Origin of the sequence: Streptomyces noursei ATCC 11455 (assembly GCF_001704275.1) — a bacterium.
GTDB classification, from domain to species: domain Bacteria; phylum Actinomycetota; class Actinomycetes; order Streptomycetales; family Streptomycetaceae; genus Streptomyces; species Streptomyces noursei.
Genome location: NZ_CP011533.1, coordinates 3315299 through 3332839 on the forward strand (window position 1 = coordinate 3315299; position 17541 = coordinate 3332839).

A 17541-nucleotide genomic window follows, 5' to 3' on the forward strand; every position below is an offset into this window, starting at 1 on the left:
TCCCGGGCCGGCCCGATACCCGGCCGACCGTCCGGTTTCCGGACGTCGATTTCGCCCAACGGACGTTTTCCGGCCAATTAGTTGAACGGCACCTGACAACCACTCGCCAGTGGTGGCACTCTTCCCGGCAGCCGCCACCCGGACCCCCACTGCACCGCTCCGGGCGGCCGTGACCCCGTACCACCGGCTCGTCAACCCCCCACACACGCTCCACGAGTTCTGCCTCGCTCTGCCCGGACGGCCGCTCAGCCGCCCGGTCCCCCCCTTGGCCGCTCCCGTCGTGCCGCGGCCCCGCAGAAGGAGTCAGTGTGAGAAGCACCCCCCATAGACCCACCCCGCAGCGGCGTGCCGTGGCGACCGGCGCGCTGGTCGCGGTCACCGCACTGCTGGCCGTCGGCGTCCAGACCGGCACCGGCGCGGCGGCCAGCCCGCACGCCGCCGCCCGCCCGGCCCCGCACGCCGCCCCCCTGGCCGGTGCGCTGCCCGGCAAGCTCACCCCGTCGCAGCGGGCCGAGCTGATCCGGAAGGCCAACGCCACCACGGCCGCCACCGCCCAGCGGCTGCACCTCGGCGCCAAGGAGAAGCTGGTCGTCAAGGACGTCGAGCAGGACGCCGACGGCACCACGCACACCCGCTACGACCGCACCTACGAGGGGCTGCCGGTGCTCGGCGGAGACCTCGTCGTGCACACCGCGAAGGGCGGTGCGGTCAAGAGCACCACCAAGGCCACCAAGGCCGCCCTCGCCGTCGCCTCCACCACCGCGAAGGTCTCCCCGGCCACCGCCGCGGCCAAGGCGGTCTCCTCCGCCAAGTCCCTCGGCTCGACGAGGACCGCGGCCGACCAGGCCCCGCGCAAGGTGGTCTGGGCCGCCGACGGCACCCCGCGGCTGGCCTGGGAGACGGTGGTCGGCGGGTTCCAGGACGACGGCACGCCCAACCAGCTGCACGTCATCACCGACGCCGGCACCGGCGCGAAGATCTTCCAGTACCAGGGCATCGAGAACGGCATCGGCAACAGCGAGTACAGCGGCAAGGTCACCATCGGGACCTCCGGCTCCGCGCCGAACTTCACGATGACCGACACCACCCGCGGCAACCACAAGACCTACAACCTCAACCACGGCTCGTCCGGGACCGGTTCGCTGTTCACCGACGCCGACGACACCTGGGGCGACGGCACCCCGGGCAACGCCCAGACCGCCGCCGTGGACGCCGCCTACGGCGCCCAGGAGACCTGGGACTACTACAAGAACGTGCACGGCCGCACCGGCATCCGCGGCGACGGCGTCGGCGCCTACTCCCGCGTGCACTACGGCAACAGCTACGTCAACGCCTTCTGGGACGACGGCTGCTTCTGCATGACGTACGGCGACGGCAGCAACAACGCCGCCCCGCTGACCGCGCTGGACGTGGCCGGCCACGAGATGTCGCACGGCGTCACCGCCGCCACCGCCAACCTCACCTACAGCGGCGAGTCCGGCGGTCTCAACGAGGCGACCTCGGACATCTTCGGCACCGCCGTGGAGTTCTACGCCAACAACCCCGCCGACCCCGGTGACTACCTCATCGGCGAGAAGATCAACATCAACGGCGACGGCACCCCGCTGCGCTACATGGACAAGCCCTCCAAGGACGGCGCCTCGGCCGACTACTGGTCGAGCACCGTCGGCAACAAGGACGTCCACTACTCGTCCGGGGTCGCCAACCACTACTTCTACCTGCTGTCCGAGGGCAGCGGCGCCAAGGACATCAACGGCGTCCACTACGACAGCCCGACCTACGACAACCTGCCGGTGCCGGGCATCGGGCGGGCCAACGCCGAGAAGGTGTGGTTCAAGGCGCTCAGCCAGTACATGAGCGCCAACACCGACTACGCCGGCGCCCGCACCGCCACCCTCCAGGCCGCGGCCGACCTCTTCGGCCAGGGCAGCGCCACGTACAACACGGTCGCCAACACCTGGGCGGCGGTGAACGTCGGCTCCCGGGTTTCGGACGGCGGGGTCTCCGTCACCAACCCGGGCAACCAGACCGGCACCGTCGGCCAGGCGGCCAGCCTCCAGATCAAGGCCAGCAGCGGCACCACCGGCACGCTGTCGTACGCGGCCAGCGGGCTGCCCGCCGGGCTGTCCATCGACGCCTCCACCGGCCTGATCTCGGGCACCCCGACCACCGCCGGCACCAGCACGGTCACCGTGACGGTCACCGACGCGGCGCAGAAGACCGGGACCGCGTCCTTCACCTGGACCGTCAACCCGGTCGGCGGCGGCAACGTCTACGAGAACACCACCAAGGTGGCCATCCCGGACGCCGGAGCGGCCATCACCTCGCCGATCCCCGTCAGCCGCAGCGGCAACGCGCCCAGCGGGCTCAAGGTGACGGTGGACATCACCCACAGCTGGCGCGGTGACCTGGTCATCGACCTGCTGGCCCCGGACGGCACCGCGTACCGGCTGAAGAACTCCAGCCTCTCGGACTCGGCGGCCGACGTGAAGGCCACGTACACCGTCAACGCCTCGACGAAGGCCGCGAGCGGCACCTGGAAGCTGCGTGTCCAGGACGTCTACGCGGGCGACTCCGGCACCCTCAACGGCTGGAAGCTGACCTTCTGACAGGAGCCGGCAACCTGCCCGTCACCTTGGTGTGACAGCGCCGGTCCGACCTCGACCGCGTCACACCCGACGTGACAACTGATCAGCGGCATCACCGAGTTGGGCGTCGTCCCCGGATCCACCGGGGACGGCGCCCCGCTCCGTTATCCGGACAACGCTCCCCTCTGTGCGGACGATTTTCAGCCAAACTCCGATCACCCCGCTGACATGCACCCGATCAACTGGCAGTCTTCCCGACGCATGTCACACCCGCATCGCTTTGCACCCCCACCACTTGGCAAAGTTGAAGGAGCACGCGTGACCCCCCACATATCTCGTAAGACCCGTGTGACCAGCGCCGCGGTCGCCGGAGCGGCCCTGCTCGTCGCCGGCATCACCGCGGCCGGCACCGCCGGCGCCTCGCCCGCCCCCACCGCCACCCCCCACGGTGGCGCGCCGCTCGCGCTCAGCACCTCGCACCGCGCGGAGCTGCTCCACGACGCCAGCGCGGCCACCGCGCAGACGGCCAAGGAGCTGGGCCTGGGCTCCCAGGAGAAGCTGGTCGTCAAGGACGTCATCAAGGACGCCGACGGCACCGTGCACACCCGCTACGACCGCACCTTCGGCGGCCTGCCGGTGCTCGGCGGCGACCTGGTCGTGCACACCGCCAAGGGCGGCGCCGTCAAGGGCGTCACCAAGGCCACCAAGGCGAACGTCAAGGTCGCCTCGCTCACCGCGAAGATCGCCCCGAAGACCGCCGCGCTGGCCGCCGAGTCCACCGCCACCAAGACCATCGGCGCCAAGAAGGTCGACGCACCCGCGCCCCGCAAGGTGATCTGGGCCGCCAAGGGCACCCCGGTGCTGGCGTACGAGACCGTGGTCGGCGGCGTCCAGAAGGACGGCACGCCCAATGAGCTGCACGTCATCACCGACGCCAACACCGGCAAGAAGCTCTTCCAGTTCCAGGGCATCGAGACCGGCGTCGGCAACAGCATGTACGCCGGCAAGGTCGACCTCGCGTCCAAGAAGGGCGGCAGCGGCTACGAGCTGACCGACGACTCCCGCGGCGGCCACCAGACGTTCGACCTGAGCGGCAGCGAGAGCGGCGACGGCAAGCTCTTCACCAACTCCACCGACACGTGGGGCGACGGCAAGCCCAGCAACGCGCAGACCGCCGCCGTCGACGCCGCCTACGGCGCCCAGGAGACCTGGGACTACTACAAGAACGTGCACGGCCGCAGCGGCATCAAGGGCGACGGCAAGGGCGCCACGTCCCGCGTGCACTACGGCCAGAACTACGTCAACGCGTTCTGGGACGACAGCTGCTTCTGCATGACCTACGGCGACGGCGAGGGCAACAACAAGCCGCTGACCGCCCTCGACGTCGCGGGCCACGAGATGTCGCACGGCGTCACCTCCGCCACCGCGGGCCTGGAGTACAGCGGCGAGTCCGGCGGCCTCAACGAGGCCACCTCGGACATCTTCGGCGCCTCCGTGGCGTTCTACGCCAAGAACCCCGCCGAGCCGGGCAGCTACTTCATCGGCAAGAAGATCGACATCAACGGTGACGGCAAGCCGCTGCGCTACATGGACAAGCCCTCCAAGGACGGCCAGTCCCTGGACAACTGGAGCGCGGACGCCGGCAACGTGGACGTCCACTACTCCTCGGGCATCGCCAACCACTTCTTCTACCTGCTGTCCGAGGGCAGCGGCCCGAAGGACGCGAACGGCGACCACTACGACAGCCCGACCGCGGACGGCTCCAAGGTCACCGGCATCGGCCGCGACAAGGCCGAGAAGATCTGGTTCAAGGCGCTGACCACGTACATGACCTCGACCACCGACTACAAGGCGGCCCGCGAGGCGACCGTCAAGGCGGCCACCGACCTCTACGGCGCGGGCAGCGCCGAGGTCAAGGGCGTCGAGTCGGCCTGGACCGGCGTCAACGTCAAGTAACGCACCACCGCGGCCGGTTGGCCGCACCGCACCGGCGTGGCCGGGGGCTCGCTCCCCCGGCCACGCCGGCTTTTTTCGGCCACGCCGTCGCGGCCGGATCCCCCGCCCGGCCCCCGAGGGCGGCGCACCGCCCGGCGCCGGGCGACCGGGCGCCGTCGCGCGCCGTCGCCCCAGGTGAGGGTCGTGCGGGCGGCGACCGCCGGCGGCCCGTACTGCCCGGTCCGTCGATATGGCCGATTCCACCCCCTCAGGCGCTCTTGTCCGGACCCCCGCGTGGCGAGAGGCTGCGGTGGTGGCGCCGACGGGCCCCGGCGCGGCAACGGACTTCCGCACACCGCAACTCCGCTGTGCTCGCACCGAGTTGAGGAGGCGAACGCCGACCGTGTCAGCACCGAGCCGCGGCCGCCCACCAGGGCGGCGGCCCCTGCCCACCGGAGCGCCCGGCGTGAGCGGTTACGAATCGGTAGTTCACATTCCCGTGGCTTTCCCGGCCGCCGCGCACGGGAAGCCTCACCCGGTACGCCGTTTCGCGCACCCGGCCGGCGGGGCCCGTTCGGGGTCGCCGCGCCGTCCGCCAGCAGAGTGAAAGCGGACAGGAGCGCCCATGCCCGCACCCGGTCCCCCCGCCGTGGAGCGGATAGAAAGGACAAAACCCCGCAAAGCATCACAATCCCAGGTGAGCCCATGATCGGTCGCATCCCTGTACTGGACATCCGCCCGCAGATCGATTGCGGCCGCCGCCCGGCCAAGGCCGTGGTGGACGAAACCTTCGAGGTCTCCGCGACGGTCTTCCGCGAAGGCCACGACGCGGTCGCCGCGAACGTGGTGCTGCGCAACCCTGCGGGCCGGTGCGGCCCCTGGACCCCGATGCGGGAGCGCGAACCCGGCACCGACCGGTGGACCTGCGAGGTCACCCCCGACGTCGAGGGGCGCTGGACGTTCACCGTCGAGGCGTGGTCCGACCCCGTCACCACCTGGCGCCGGCACGCCGGGGTGAAGATCCCGGCCGGGATCGACACCGAGCTGGTCCTCGCCGAGGGCGCCGCGCTGCACGAACGGGCCGCCTCCGAGGTCCCCAAGAGCGACGGCCGGGAGGCGGTGCTGGCCGCCGTCGACGCGCTGCGCGACGCCACCCTGCCGGCCGCCACCCGCCTGGCCACCGCGCTCGCCCCGGAGGTCACCGAGGCGCTGGACCGCCATCCGCTGCGCGAACTGCTCACCGTCTCCCGCCCGATGCCGCTGATCGTCGAGCGCCGAAGAGCCCTGTACGGCTCCTGGTACGAGCTCTTCCCGCGCTCCGAGGGCGCCGTGACCGCACCGGACGGCAGCTGCCTCGGCGGCACCCTGCGCACCGCCGCCGAGCGGCTGCCGGCGGTCGCCGCGATGGGCTTCGACGTGGTCTACCTGCCGCCCGTCCACCCGATCGGCACGTCCCACCGCAAGGGCCCCAACAACGCGCTCGCCGCGGGCCCGGGCGACGTCGGCTCCCCCTGGGCCATCGGGTCGCCGGCCGGCGGCCACGACGCGCTCCACCCGGACCTGGGCACCTTCGAGGACTTCGGCCACTTCATGCGGACCGCCCGCGACCTGCGGATGGAGGTGGCGCTGGACTTCGCCCTCCAGTGCTCCCCGGACCACCCCTGGGTCGCCCTGCACCCGCAGTGGTTCCACCACCGCGCCGACGGCTCCATCGCCTACGCGGAGAACCCGCCGAAGAAGTACCAGGACATCTATCCGCTCGCCTTCGACACCGACTTCCGCGGACTGGTCCGGGAGACCGAGCGGCTGCTGCGCTTCTGGATGGCCAGGGGCGTCCGGATCTTCCGGGTGGACAACCCGCACACCAAACCGGTGGCGTTCTGGGAGAAGGTCCTCAGCGACATCAACCGCACCGACCCCGATGTGCTCTTCCTGGCCGAGGCGTTCACCCGCCCGGCGATGCTGCACACCCTCGCCCAGATCGGCTTCCAGCAGTCCTACACCTACTTCACCTGGCGCAACACCAAGGAGGAGCTGACCGAGTACCTCACCGAACTGTCCGGTGAGAGCGCCTCCTACCTGCGGCCCAACTTCTTCGTGAACACCCCGGACATCCTGCACGCCTACCTCCAGGAGGGCGGTCGCCCCGCCTTCGAGATCCGTGCCGTGCTGGCCGCCACCCTCTCCCCCACCTGGGGCGTCTACGCGGGCTACGAGCTGTGCGAGGGGACCCCGCTGCGGCCCGGCAGCGAGGAGTACCTGGACTCGGAGAAGTACCAGCCCCGGCCGCGCGACTGGGACGCCGCGGCCCGCGAGGGGCGGACCATCGCCCCGCTGATCACCACGCTCAACCGCGTCCGCCGCCGCCATCCCGCCCTGCAACAGCTGCGCAACCTGCACTTCCACCAGGTCGACAACGACGCCGTCCTCGCGTACTCCAAGCGCGTGGGACACGGGGCCGGAGCCGACACGGTGCTCACGGTGGTCAACCTCGACCCGCACCACACCCACGAGGCGACGGTGTCGTTGGACATGCCGGAACTCGGCCTTGGCCGGCACGAGTCCTTCCCGGTGCGCGACGAGCTCACCGGCGACACCTACCACTGGGGCAGGGACAACTATGTGCGCCTGGAGCCGGGCAGCTCGCTCGCGCCGGCTCATGTGCTGTCGCTGCGACCGTCCTCACCGATCGGAGGGTCACCCAATTGATCGTCAATGAGCCTGTTCCCGACACGTTCGAAGACACCCCGGCGAAGGACCGCGATCCCGAATGGTTCAAACGGGCGGTCTTCTACGAGGTCCTGGTCCGTTCCTTCCAGGACAGCAACGGTGACGGTATCGGGGACCTCAAGGGCATCACGGCCAAGCTCGACTATCTCCAGTGGCTGGGGGTGGACTGTCTGTGGTTGCCGCCGTTCTTCAAATCCCCGCTGCGGGACGGCGGCTACGACGTCGCGGACTACACCGCGGTCCTCCCCGAATTCGGCGACCTGGCGGACTTCGTGGAGTTCGTCGACGCCGCCCACCACCGCGGCATGCGGGTCATCATCGACATGGTGATGAACCACACCAGCGACCAGCACCCGTGGTTCCAGGAGTCCCGCACCGATCCGGACGGCCCGTACGGCGACTACTACGTCTGGGCGGACGACGACAAGCAGTACGCCGACGCCCGGATCATCTTCGTCGACACCGAGGTCTCCAACTGGACCTTCGACCCGGTCCGCAAGCAGTACTACTGGCACCGCTTCTTCTCCCACCAGCCGGACCTCAACTACGAGAACCCGGCGGTCCAGGAGGAGATGATCTCCGCCCTGCGCTTCTGGCTCGACCTCGGCATCGACGGCTTCCGGCTGGACGCGGTGCCCTACCTCTACGCCGAGGAGGGCACCAACTGCGAGAACCTGCCGGCCTCGCACGCGTTCCTCAAGCGGGTCCGCGCCGAGATCGACGCGCACTACCCGGACACGGTGCTGCTGGCCGAGGCCAACCAGTGGCCGGAGGACGTGGTCGACTACTTCGGCGACTACGCGGTCGGCGGCGACGAGTGCCACATGGCCTTCCACTTCCCGGTCATGCCGCGGATCTTCATGGCGGTCCGCCGGGAATCCCGTTACCCGGTCTCGGAGATCCTCGCCAAGACCCCTCAGATCCCGTTCGGCTGCCAGTGGGGCATCTTCCTCCGCAACCACGACGAGCTGACCCTCGAAATGGTCACGGACGAGGAACGCGACTACATGTACGCGGAGTACGCCAAGGACCCGCGGATGCGCGCCAACATCGGCATCCGCCGCCGCCTGGCCCCGCTGCTGGACAACGACCGCAACCAGATCGAACTGTTCACCGCGCTGCTGCTGTCGCTGCCCGGCTCGCCGATCCTCTACTACGGCGACGAGATCGGCATGGGCGACAACATCTGGCTCGGCGACCGGGACGCGGTGCGCACCCCGATGCAGTGGACCCCGGACCGCAACGCCGGGTTCTCCTCCTGCGACCCGGGCCGGCTCTTCCTGCCGACCATCATGGATCCCGTCTACGGCTACCAGGTCACCAACGTCGAGGCCGCGATGAGCTCGCCGTCCTCGCTGCTGCACTGGACCCGCCGGATGATCGAGATCCGCAAGCAGAACCCGGCGTTCGGGCTCGGCAGCTACACCGAGCTGCCCTCGTCCAACCCCGCGGTGCTGGCCTACCTCCGGGAATCCCCGGGCAAGGACGGCACCGACGACGACCTGGTGCTGTGCGTGAACAACTTCTCCCGCTTCGCGCAGCCGACGGAGCTGGACCTCCAGGCGTTCAGCGGTCGCCATCCGGTGGAGCTCATCGGCGGCGTCCGCTTCCCGGCCATCGGCAAGCTGCCGTACCTGCTGACCCTGGCGGGCCACGGCTTCTACTGGTTCCGGCTCCGCAGGAACACGCAGCAGGCGCCCAACGCGGTCTAGGTGCCGTCGTCGCCTTCCCGTCGTCGCCCGCGGACCGGAGGGCGACGACCGGCCCCGGGGATCCGAGGGAGCCCGGCCCGGCCCTGCCGTACCGGGCACGGGCCCCTGGGGTTCCCCCGCCCGTACGCGATCGTCCGGCGCGTGCGGGCGTTTTTCGACCTTTGGCTCGGGCAACCTCCCTACTACCGCACGGGCCGGGTGGGCCATGGACGGTCTTCCGGCTCGGGTGGGGTCCTCCCGCCCGTCGGAGCTCGGGGACAGGCACCACCGCACGAAGCGAACGCCGAGAAACGCGAAAACGCTCGCGCGTAAGGACGATCTCGCCCGACACGTCCCACACCGCTGCATCGTAAAGGCCGCATTCCGGGACACTTTGCCCTGTCTGTCGTGTGCCCGGGGAAAGGACGCGACGCCATGTCGGACACCGCCTCGACCCGTGCCACCCGCCACACCCCCGACCGCTCGCCGGTCACCGCGCCCGATCTGCTCTCCTCGTTGGTGCCGCTGCTGGCCGAGTGGGTGCCGCGGCAGCGCTGGTTCGCCGGCAAGGGACGGCTGCTCACCGGCTTCACGCTGGTCGCGGCGACCGAACTGCTGCCGTGCGCCGGCGAGGGCAGCGCACCGGGCCTGCTCCAGCTGCTGGTCCGCGCCCAGCAGAGCGCCCCGCCCAGCCGCACCCCGGCCGGCGGCGACTGCTACCAACTGCTGCTGGGCACCCACCCCGCGCCGCCCCCGCACCTGGCGCCCGCGGTGCTCGGCCGCCCGGCCGGCGGACCGCTGCGCGGGCGCACCGTCTACGACGCGCTGCTGGACAACCGGCTGTGCGGGCTGCTGCTGGAGCGGCTGCGGGTGCCCGGCCGGATCGGGGCGCTGCGGTTCTGCCGCGAACCGGACGCGGACATCCCCTCGGGGCTGACCGCCCGGCCGATCGCGGTGGAGCAGTCCAACTCCTCGATCGTCTATGGCGATACGTTCATTCTGAAGGTCTTCCGGCGGATCGAGCCCGGCGTCAACCCCGATCTGGAGCTGCCGCGGGCGCTGGCCGGCGCCCGGTGCGCGCGGGTGCCGGCGCCCGCCGCGTGGTTCGAGTCGGCGAACCCCGGGCCCGACGGCGAGGCGACGACCCTGGGCGTCCTCCAGCCCTTCCTCGCCGGCTCCACCGACGGCTGGCAGCTCGCGCTCAACGCGCTGGCGGTGCGCGCCGACTTCACCCGCTCGGCGCGGGCGCTGGGCCACGCCACCGCCGAGGTGCACACCGCGCTCGCCCAGGCGCTGCCCACCACCGAGCTGCGCCGCCCGCAGCTGGACGCGATCGCCGCCCAGATGAACGAGCGGCTGGAGGCGACCGCCCGCGCGGTGCCGGTGCTCCAGCCCTACCGGGTGCGGCTGCGCACCGCGTTCGACGCGCTCGTCGCGATGGGGCACGACGGCCGCAGCTGGGCCGCCCAGCGCATCCACGGCGATCTGCACCTGGGGCAGACGCTGCGCTCCGTCGAGGGGGGCCGCTGGGCGCTGATCGACTTCGAGGGCGAACCGGCCCGGCCGCTGGCCGAGCGGCGCCGCCCGCAGCCGGCCGTCCGGGACGTCGCCGCGATGCTCCGCTCGTTCGACTACGCCGCCCGCAGCGGCCCGGCCGGCGGCGACCCCTGGGCGCTGGACTGGGCCCGTCGCACCCGCGCGGCGTACTGCCTGGGCTACGCCGAGGCCGGCGGGCCGGACCCGCGCTCCGCGCCGGAGCTGATGCGGGCCTACGAGACCGACAAGGCCGTCTACGAGGTGCTGTATGAGGCGCGGCACCGGCCCGACTGGCTGTCGGTGCCGATGGCGGCGATCCGGCGGCTGGCGGCCTGCGGGGACCCGGGGGCCGGCTGAGCCCGCGCCCGCGCGGCGGCCCCGTCGGCCCCGCCCCGTCCGTCCGTCCGTCCGGAACCGACCGACCGATCCCCGCCCCGAGGAGGCCCCACCCGTGACCGCCCGCCCCTCTCCCGCCGCCCCCCAGAGCGGCGAGCCCGCCGCCGCACCGCCGTCCCGGCCCACCGCTCCCGTGCCCCCGCCCGGCCCGCCGCCGGCCGGTGCGCGGACCGGTGCGCAGAACGCCGCCGGCCGCGGCGTGCGGCGGGCCGCGCCACTGTCCGACGAGGACCGCGGGCGGCTGCTCGCCGGGGCGCACCACGACCCGCACGCGCTGCTCGGCGCGCATCCGATGCCCGACGGACTGCTGTTCCGGGCCCTGCGGCCGGGTGCCGGGAGCGTCACGGTCGTGGCGCCGGGGCTGCGGGCGACACTGCACGCCGAGGGGGACGGGCTGTTCGCGGGGGTGCTGCCGCTCCGGGAGATCCCCGACTACCGGCTGCTGGTGGACTACGGCGACACCGCGCCGACCGTGCGGGACCCCTACCGCTTCCTGCCCGCGCTCGGGGAGTTGGACCTGCACCTGTTCGCCGAGGGCCGGCACGAGCAGCTGTGGCAGGCGCTCGGTGCACGAGTCATGACGCACCAGGGGGTGGCCGGGACCCGCTTCACCGTGTGGGCGCCCAACGCCCAGGGCGTGCGGGTGGTCGGGAACTTCAACTACTGGGACGGCACCGGCACCCCGATGCGCTCGCTGGGCTCGTCCGGGGTGTGGGAGCTGTTCCTGCCGGACCTCGGCGAGGGCGAGCTGTACAAGTTCGAGATCACCCGGCCGGACGGCTCGAAGACGGTGCGGGCCGATCCGATGGCCCGGCGCACCGAGTGTCCGCCGGCCACCGCCTCGGTGGTGCACGCCTCGCACCACCAGTGGCGGGACGCCACATGGATGGGCCGGCGCGGCGCGCGCCCCGTGCACACCGCGCCGTTCTCCGTCTACGAGGTGCATCTCCCCTCCTGGCGACCGGGCCTGACCTACCGTCAGCTCGCGGTCCAGCTGCCCGCCTACGTCAAGGACCTGGGCTTCACCCACGTCGAGTTCATGCCGGTGGCCGAGCATCCCTTCGGCGGCTCCTGGGGCTACCAGGTGACCGGCTTCTACGCGCCCACCGCCCGGATGGGCACCCCGGACGACTTCAAGTTCCTGGTCGACGCGCTGCACCGGGCCGGGATCGGGGTGCTGATGGACTGGGTGCCGGCGCACTTCCCGCGGGACGACTGGGCGCTGGCGGAGTTCGACGGGCGGCCGCTGTACGAGCCCGGGGACCCGGCGCGGGCCGCGCACCCGGACTGGGGCACGTTGGAGTTCGACTACGGCCGCACCGAGGTGCGCAACTTCCTGGTCGCCAACGCGGTTTACTGGTGCGAGGAGTTCCACATCGACGGGCTGCGGGTCGACGCGGTCGCCTCGATGCTCTACCTCGACTACTCGCGCGAGGACGGCGGTTGGACGCCGAACGTCCACGGCGGCCGGGAGAACCTCGACGCGGTCGCCTTCCTCCAGGAGATGAACGCGACGGTCTACCGCCGCTGCCCCGGCGTCGTCACCATCGCCGAGGAGTCCACCGCCTGGGACGGCGTCACCCGCGCCACGCACCACGTGGGGCCGGGCGGCTTCGGCGGGCTGGGCTTCGGCCTGAAGTGGAACATGGGCTGGATGCACGACTCCCTGGGGTACGTCGAGAAGGAGCCGGTGCACCGCAAGTACCACCACGGCGAGATGACCTTCTCGATGATCTACGCCTACTCGGAGAACTACGTGCTGCCGATCTCGCACGACGAGGTGGTGCACGGCAAGCGGGCGCTGGTGTCGAAGATGCCCGGCGACTGGTGGCAGCAGCGCGCCAACCACCGGGCGTACCTGGGCTTCATGTGGGCCCACCCGGGCAAGCAACTGCTCTTCATGGGGCAGGAGTTCGCCCAGGGCGCGGAGTGGGCGGAGAGCCACGGCCCGGACTGGTGGCTGCTGGACCCGTCCTACGAGGCGGAGGCGGACCACCGGGGCGTCCGCGACCTGGTGCGCGAGCTGAACCGCCGCTACGCGGCCACGCCCGCGCTGTGGGAGCGCGACACCGACCCGGCCGGCTTCTCCTGGATCGACGGCGACGCCGGCGAGGACAACGTCTTCTCCTTCCTCCGCCACGCGGCATCGGGACACCGCCCCGGCGGTCCGGGCAAGGGGGGAGGCGGTCCGCTGATCTCGGTCACCAACTTCTCCCCGGTCGTCCGGCACGACTACCGGCTGGGCGTCCCCGGCGACGTACCCGTCTGGCGCGAGGTCCTCAACACCGACGACCCGCGCTTCGGCGGCAGCGGCGTCGCCAACCCCGATCCGCTCAAGACCGAGCCGGTCCCCTGGAACGGCCGCCGCACCTCGATCGCGGCGGTGCTCCCGCCGCTGGCCACGATCTGGCTGCTGCCCGCCTAGGGCCTGTCCGATGGGTCAGGGTCGGCAAGGCCGCGGCGTCTGGTGCGGTGCATCGCAAGGCGCCGGAGCGGCTCGATAGCGGAGCTATCGGGGCGTTTCGGCAACGCGGCGAGGTGCCGTGCCAGACGCCGCGGACCCGGCCATGACCCATCGGACAGAACACCTAGGGCCGGGCCGGAATCGACCCGGCGAGGCCGTACGCCGAAGGGGCGGGCGCACGCGGCGCCCGCCCCTTCTCCCCTCCTGCGCGTCCGGTCAGACCCCGACGGACGTCTTGCCGCCGTCGGCCGGCGGGGCGGCCTCGGCGGGGGACGGTGTGCCGTGCGGGTCGGCGGACAGCGTCCGCTCGTCGAACGGCAGCCGGCCGGCCAGCACCTCGGTGACCCGGTCGCGGTCGATCTCCTTGGTCCAGGTGCCGATCAGGATGGTGGCCACGGCGTTGCCGGCGAAGTTGGTCATCGCCCGGGCCTCGCTCATGAAGCGGTCGATGCCGACGATCAGGCCGACGCCGTCGACCAGTTCGGGCCGGTGCGACTGGAGGCCGCCGGCCAGCGTCGCCAGGCCCGCGCCGGTGACCCCGGCCGCGCCCTTGGAGGCGATGATCATGAAGGCCAGGAGCGAGACCTGCTGGCCGAGCGAGAGCGGCTTGTCCATCGCCTCGGCGACGAACAGCGCGGCCATGGTCAGGTAGATGGCGGTGCCGTCGAGGTTGAAGCTGTAGCCGGTCGGGACGGTGATGCCGACGACCGGGCGGCTGACGCCCAGGTGCTCCATCTTGGCGATCAGCCGGGGCAGCGCCGACTCCGAGGAGGAGGTCGACAGGATCAGCAGGAACTCCCGGCCGAGGTACTTCAGCAGTGCGAAGACGTTCACCCCGGCGACCAGCCGGAGCAGCGTGCCGAGCACCACGACGACGAAGAGCAGACAGGTCAGATAGAAGCCGACCATGATGACGGCCAGCGACTTCAGTGCGGCCAGCCCGGTGGCGCCGACGACCGCGGCCATCGCGCCGAAGGCCCCCACCGGCGCCGCCCACATGATCATCGACAGCACCCGGAAGACCAGCTTCTGCACATGGCCGATGCCGCGCAGCACCGGCTCGCCCGCCGGGCCGAGCGCCTGCAGTCCGAAGCCCAGCAGCAGTGCCACCAGCAGGGTCTGGAGCACCTCGCCCTGGGTGAAAGCGGAGACCAGGGTGGTCGGGATGATGCCGAGGAGGAAGTCGGTGGTGGACTCGTGGCCGCCGGCGGTCTGGGCCTGGCCGGCGTGCCGGAGCGCGTCGGTCAGGTGCAGGCCGGAGCCGGGGTCCAGGAGGTTGCCGACGAGCAGGCCGATCGCCAGCGCGACGGTGGACATCAGCATGAAGTAGCCGAGGGCCAGCCCGCCGACCGCGCCGACCTTGGCCGCCTTACGGACCGAGCCGATGCCCAGCACGATGGTGCAGAAGATCACCGGCGAGATCATCATCTTGATGAGGTTGACGAACCCGGTGCCGAGCGGTTTGAGCTGGACGGCGACGCCGGGGGCGGCGAATCCGACGACGATGCCGAGCAGCACGGCGCCGATCACGGCGAGGTACAGGAAATGGGTCCGGTCCCGCTTGGCCGGTGGGGTGTCCTCGGCAGTGCCCCGGGACGACGGGATCTGTGCAGCCACGGCTGCCCTACCTTTCCTGACGGGGGTCACGGTTGTGCGCAGCTCTCGCGGCTCGCGGCGCACAACAAGTCCCGGCGACTATGCACGGCGGTGTGGCGCCCGTCACCCTTGCGTACATTTCGTTCACGTAAAAGTGACCCGGCAGACTGTTCTGTATGCGCCTCCCCCGTTTCCGCCCGTCACGGCGGCTGCGCGGCCCCCGCAGTCTCGCCGGGCAGCTCTTCGCCATGCAGGTGGTCCTGGTGGCGGTGGTGGTCCTGGGCTGCGCGGTCTTCGCGTACGTGAACGCCGAACGGCAGGCGGAGGAGACCGCGCGGCGGCAGGCGACCGCGGCGGCCACCGCCGTCGCCGACTCCCCGGCCGTGGTGGCCGCGGCCCGCACGAAGGACCCGACCGCCGCGCTCCAGCCGTACAGCGAGCGGCTGCGCCGGGACGCCGGGGTCGACTTCGTCGTGGTGATGGCGCCGGACGGTACGCGCTGGACGCACCCGGAGCCGTCCGCGATCGGCGGGAAGTACCTCGGCCACATCGGCCCCGCGCTGCGCGGCGAGATCTTCCCGGAGACCCACATGGGGGTGCTCGGCCCGTCCGTGCGGGTCGTCGCCCCGGTCCGCGATCCCGGGCAGGGCGGCGCGATCACCGCGCTGGTCAGCTCCGGGATCACCATCGCCACCATCGGCCAGCAGCTGCGGGACCAGGTCCTGGCGCTGGTCGGGGTGGCCGCCGCTGCGCTGGCGCTGGGCGGCGCCGGCACGTACGTGGTCAACGCGCGGTTGCGCCGGCACACGCACGGGATGAACGCCGCCGAGCTGAGCCGGATGTACGACTACCACGAGGCCGCGCTGCACGCCGTCCGCGAGGGGCTGTTGATGATCGACGGGACGGGCCGGGTGGCGCTGATCAACGACGGCGGGCGGGAGCTGCTGGGGCCGGCCGGGGACGCGGTGGGCCGGCCGGTCGCCGAACTGGGGCTGCCGGAGCCGCTGACCGAGGCGCTGCTGGCGACCGGACCGCGGGTCGACGAGCTGCATCTGACCGGCGAGCGGGTGCTGGTCGTCAACTCCTCCCCGGTCTCCGGCGGTCAGCACCGCGGCAGCGTCGTCACCCTCCGCGACCACACCGAACTCCAGGCGCTCTCCGGCGAGTTGGACTCCGTACGGGGCTTCGCCGAGGCGCTGCGCTCGCAGGCGCACGAGGCCGCCAACCGGCTGCACACCGTGGTCTCGCTGATCGAACTGGGCCGGGCCGAGGAGGCGGTGACGTTCGCCACCGCCGAGCTGGAGCTGGCGCAGGCGCTGACCGACCGGGTGGTGGGCGCGGTCGCCGAACCGGTGCTGGCCGCACTGCTGCTGGGCAAGGCGGCGCAGGCCAACGAGCACGGCGTGGAGCTGGTGCTGACCGAGGACAGCCGGATCGACGACGGGGTGATCCCGCCGGACCTGCCCGCCCGCGACCTGGTGACGGTGCTGGGCAACCTCGTCGACAACGCCCTCGACGCCGCCGCCCCGCCCCAGGAGCACGGCGCCCCGCCGCAGGTGCGGGTCACCGCGCGGGCGGACGGCGGCGAACTGCTGCTGTGCGTCGCGGACAACGGGCCGGGGGTCGCCGCGGACGCCACCGAGGAGGTCTTCCGGCGCGGCTGGAGCACCAAGCAGCGCGCCGGCGGCGGCGCCCGGGGGCTGGGGCTGGCCCTCGTCGCGCAGGCGGTGCGGCGGCACGGCGGCACGATCGGGCTGGACCGGGGGCCGGAGGGCGGCGCGCGGTTCACCGTGCGGCTGCCGCTGCGGGCGGCCGCGGGGGCGGTCCGATGAGCGCCGTCACCATCCGGGTGCTGGTCGTCGAGGACGATCCGGTCGCCGCCGCCGCGCACGCCCTGTACGTGGGGCGGGTGCCGGGCTTCGCGGTGTCCGGCACCGTGCACTCGGGCACCGAGGCCCGCCGCCACCTCGACCACCACCCGGTCGACCTGCTGCTGTTGGACCTGTTCCTGCCGGACGGCCACGGGCTCCAGCTGGTGCGGACGCTGCGCGCCGCCGGGCATGCCGCGGACATCATCGCGGTGACCTCCGCCCGCGATCTGGCGATGGTCCGCGAGGGCGTCTCGCTGGGCGTCGTCCAGTACGTGCTGAAACCGTTCACCTTCGCGACGCTGCGGGACCGGCTGCTGCGCTACGCCGAGTTCCGCGCCACCACCGGGGAGGCCAGCGGGCAGGACGAGGTGGACCGGGCGCTGGCGGCGCTGCGCGCCCCGCGGCCGGCGGCGCTGCCCAAGGGGCTGACCGCGGCCACCCTGCGGGCGGTGACGGACGTGCTGCGGTCCGCCGCGGACGGGCTGACCGCGACCGAGGCCGCCGCGGATGTGGGCATCTCCCGGATCACCGCGCGCCGCTATCTGGAGCACCTGGTGGACACCGCCCGGGCCGCCCGGGCCCCGCAGTACGGGCAGGTCGGCCGCCCGGAGCTGCGCTACCGCTGGTCGGGGCATTGACCGGGAGTGACCGGTGACTTACTTTCAGCAGGGAGCAAGCCGTGGCCAGTTGACCGTGACCGGCCGGCCCGTGTGGGCCGGCCGTGGTTCGTTGGA

Annotated in this window: 9 protein-coding genes; 8 read left to right on the plus strand and 1 reads right to left on the minus strand. The window is 72.1% G+C overall.

The features are described from left to right. The first annotated feature begins 350 nt into the window (after window positions 1-350). From SNOUR_RS13715 to glgB, 6 genes are all read left to right on the plus strand, one after another. Window positions 351-2609 (plus strand): M4 family metallopeptidase, encoded by a 2259-nt coding sequence (locus tag SNOUR_RS13715; RefSeq protein ID WP_312632566.1) that lies wholly within the window; start codon window positions 351-353, stop codon window positions 2607-2609. A gap of 297 nt (window positions 2610-2906) precedes the next feature. Then, window positions 2907-4544 carry a M4 family metallopeptidase gene (locus SNOUR_RS13720; RefSeq protein WP_067346817.1) on the plus strand — a complete coding sequence of 546 codons (1638 nt, stop codon included), beginning with the start codon at window positions 2907-2909 and terminating at the stop codon, window positions 4542-4544. A gap of 684 nt (window positions 4545-5228) precedes the next feature. Beyond that, window positions 5229-7232, plus strand: a complete 2004-nt coding sequence (locus tag SNOUR_RS13725; RefSeq protein ID WP_067346819.1) for an alpha-1,4-glucan--maltose-1-phosphate maltosyltransferase — start codon at window positions 5229-5231, stop codon at window positions 7230-7232. Then, window positions 7229-8965, plus strand: coding sequence for a maltose alpha-D-glucosyltransferase (treS, locus tag SNOUR_RS13730; RefSeq protein WP_067346821.1), 1737 nt, complete (start codon window positions 7229-7231; stop codon window positions 8963-8965). The genes SNOUR_RS13725 and treS overlap by 4 nt, the downstream gene beginning before the upstream one ends. A 414-nt stretch (window positions 8966-9379) precedes the next feature. Further along, entirely contained in the window at window positions 9380-10837 is a 1458-nt protein-coding gene (locus SNOUR_RS13735; RefSeq protein ID WP_067346823.1) for a maltokinase N-terminal cap-like domain-containing protein, read from the plus strand. Between the two features lie 94 nt (window positions 10838-10931). Then, entirely contained in the window at window positions 10932-13301 is a 2370-nt protein-coding gene (gene glgB / locus SNOUR_RS13740; RefSeq protein WP_376738513.1) for a 1,4-alpha-glucan branching enzyme, read from the plus strand. Between the two features lie 255 nt (window positions 13302-13556). Here glgB and SNOUR_RS13745 read toward each other — a convergent pair whose 3' ends face one another. Then, the gene (locus SNOUR_RS13745) at window positions 13557-14957 is read right to left on the minus strand and encodes a cation:dicarboxylate symporter family transporter (protein ID WP_067346825.1); all 1401 of its coding nucleotides are present in this window, start codon (window positions 14955-14957) and stop codon (window positions 13557-13559) included. Between the two features lie 155 nt (window positions 14958-15112). Here SNOUR_RS13745 and SNOUR_RS13750 point away from each other — a divergent pair, with 155 nt between their 5' ends. Beyond that, entirely contained in the window at window positions 15113-16768 is a 1656-nt protein-coding gene (locus SNOUR_RS13750; protein ID WP_067346826.1) for a sensor histidine kinase, read from the plus strand. Continuing rightward, on the plus strand, window positions 16765-17445 hold the full coding sequence (locus SNOUR_RS13755) for a response regulator (protein WP_067346828.1): 681 nt from the start codon (window positions 16765-16767) through the stop codon (window positions 17443-17445). Before SNOUR_RS13750 ends, SNOUR_RS13755 begins: the two co-directional genes overlap by 4 nt. Window positions 17446-17541 lie beyond the last annotated feature (96 nt).

What these genes read in the sequence shown, in the direction of transcription:
- SNOUR_RS13755 (WP_067346828.1), top strand. Translation starts at nt 16,765, where the DNA reads ATGAGCGCCGTCACCATCCGGGTGCTGGTCGTCGAGGACGATCCGGTC.
- SNOUR_RS13725 (WP_067346819.1), top strand. Translation starts at nt 5,229, where the DNA reads ATGATCGGTCGCATCCCTGTACTGGACATCCGCCCGCAGATCGATTGC.
- SNOUR_RS13750 (WP_067346826.1), top strand. Translation starts at nt 15,113, where the DNA reads ATGCGCCTCCCCCGTTTCCGCCCGTCACGGCGGCTGCGCGGCCCCCGC.
- SNOUR_RS13735 (WP_067346823.1), top strand. Translation starts at nt 9,380, where the DNA reads ATGTCGGACACCGCCTCGACCCGTGCCACCCGCCACACCCCCGACCGC.